The 2,093-nt window shown below is 46.0% G+C and carries 2 protein-coding genes and 1 pseudogene; all 3 read right to left on the reverse strand.

Going from position 1 to position 2,093, the window contains the following annotated elements; all coding sequences use genetic code 11:
- Window positions 1–312: pseudogene (locus HU727_RS25405) on the reverse strand (hypothetical protein); the annotation flags it as partial.
- A gap of 78 nt (window positions 313–390) precedes the next feature.
- Complete coding sequence (locus tag HU727_RS25410) at window positions 391–804, reverse strand: hypothetical protein (protein ID WP_186534433.1); 414 nt, start codon at window positions 802–804, stop codon at window positions 391–393.
- A gap of 607 nt (window positions 805–1,411) precedes the next feature.
- Window positions 1,412–2,093: RHS repeat-associated core domain-containing protein (locus HU727_RS25415; RefSeq protein ID WP_217847151.1), on the reverse strand; the 682-nt coding region annotated here is incomplete at its 5' end.

Consider the following 2,093-nt stretch of genomic DNA (forward strand, 5'->3'; position numbering starts at 1 on the left):
GAACGCGCGAGTAGCGCCGCCGGGCAGGGTGACCTGTGTCAGGCGGTCGACGGCATCCCATTGATACTGGGTGATGGCGCCGAATTCGTCTTGGCGAGTGATTTGGCGGCCGAGCGCGTCATAGCGATATTTGCGCTGACCGCCGTCCGGCAGGTGCTCCTCGATTAGTTGGCCGAGGTTATTCCAGCCGAGTTGATGGCGGCTGCCGTCCGGGTGACGATTTTCCAGCAGGCGATCCTGAGGGTCATAGCATTAGTGGGTGGCGTTGCCGACCGGGTCGATCTGCCCAGTAATATCGCCCTGACGTAGTCTGCCCTCGTTTTATCAAGCCAAGAGGGGCAGTTTGCTTGTCACTTAAAATAATAGGCGCTTTGCTCCTGATTTTATTTTCTATTCGATGTTCATGATTTTTCTATAGCTTTCGAATGTCTTAATGCATTTTTCGTCTTCGTTGACCAGTTTTTCATAAAAACTGTCATCGTCAGCCCATTCGCAAAAAACGAGCTGCGTCTTGACTTTGTTGTTGTTTGTGTCTTGTGACTTAAGTACCCAGTGAGAGGAGATTTTGTTTTCCGTGATTTCAAAAAAATCTAGTGCGAACGGTTTAGGGTATTCATCATAAGGCTCTGAGCATATATAAACCCAAGGGCAATTGTCCCAGAACTCTACGCCGTAAACCGTGTATTCTTTTCCAATTTCTATGTCAAGTTCATTGTCGCCCATAGATATATGGCGTTTCAGTCTTGCTGCAGTGTCTTGCGTAAACCTTTCGTCTATTCTGTTTGTTATGCATTCGACTTTCATTTGATTTTAAAGTCCCCGGGTGGTACGGATGGGTCGTTACCCCATGGTTTTATGTCATCGATACTATGTTTTTGAATTTAAAGTCCATTAGTTTGCCCGAGTCCGGACCTCGAACATAGTGCACAACAGGGCCAATGGTCGTCCCCATCTGTCCTGTCCCCATTTGTCCTATCGTTTCCGTGTATAAATTATGTCAGCCTGGGATTTTTAAGCTAAACTGCTCCGTCATTGTGGTAGGCTTTGATATTTGTTATGAATATTGCGCTAGCACTGCAGGTAAAGTTGCATAGCGTGTTGATCGTTGTCTTTATCTCGTAATTGTTGTTGTGTTTTTTGACTTCTAGCTCTAGCGGTCCGTAGAAGCTGAAATTTATAATCTCCACCGTTGTTACACCGTTGATGATTAGGTCAAAAGCGTATTCGTTATATCCGTTGTTCATCCATTTCTCTGGATAGTTATTGTCTGTGAGATGGCTGAATAGCTTTAAGGTTATTGCGTTGTCGCTAAATATGGCATGAGCGATACTAAGGTTTGTTGGCGTATAACCATTTCCGAAGATGGCTAGCCATTGTTTCTTGTCTGAAATGAAATCTGTCCACATTTTAGTTACTCGAAAACATAATGGATGGAGACACTTTTTAGGTGGAAGGTTCTGTTGCGGTCTGCATTTCCGGTTTCGGGGTCATACTCTCTTACATTGAAATGCGGTTTATGCGATGCATGGTCGCTTGGGAAATCTTCATGCCCATACGAGTGTTCTTGAATTACCACGCGCTCATTGTCAATATTTTTATAATGATATTCTCTTGTATAAACAATATTGCCATCTGCATCGAGGACATTTTGCTTTCCTACTCCATGTTCACCTATTTTTGTAAGGGCAACATGGTTGACTTCCATTGGTTCAGCTGACATCGGTATTCTCGCATCACGTTTTGCGTCTTGAAATGCAGCTCTGCGCGAACCATAGAATTTGTCTTTTCTCGTAAATTTTGTTTGGCCTGGGCATCCGCTCAACCCCAACGGATCCACCCACCCCGTAGGGTTAGGCACATACTGGTAGTTATTCAACCCACCCGCAAGCTTGATCGGATCCGGCGTCAAAAACCGTCCAGTTCCCGGATTGTAGTAGCGGTGGCGGTTGTAATGTAACCCCGTCTCGGCGTCGAAATATTGCCCTTGAAAACGCAGCGGGTTATCGATTTCGCTGACGTCCAGGGCGGCAAGATTGCCGTAAGCACGGTACTTCGCCGACCACATGATCTCGCCGCTGTAGTCGGTGAGTTCT

This window comes from Pseudomonas khorasanensis, assembly GCF_014268505.2.
Classification (GTDB): domain Bacteria; phylum Pseudomonadota; class Gammaproteobacteria; order Pseudomonadales; family Pseudomonadaceae; genus Aquipseudomonas; species Aquipseudomonas khorasanensis.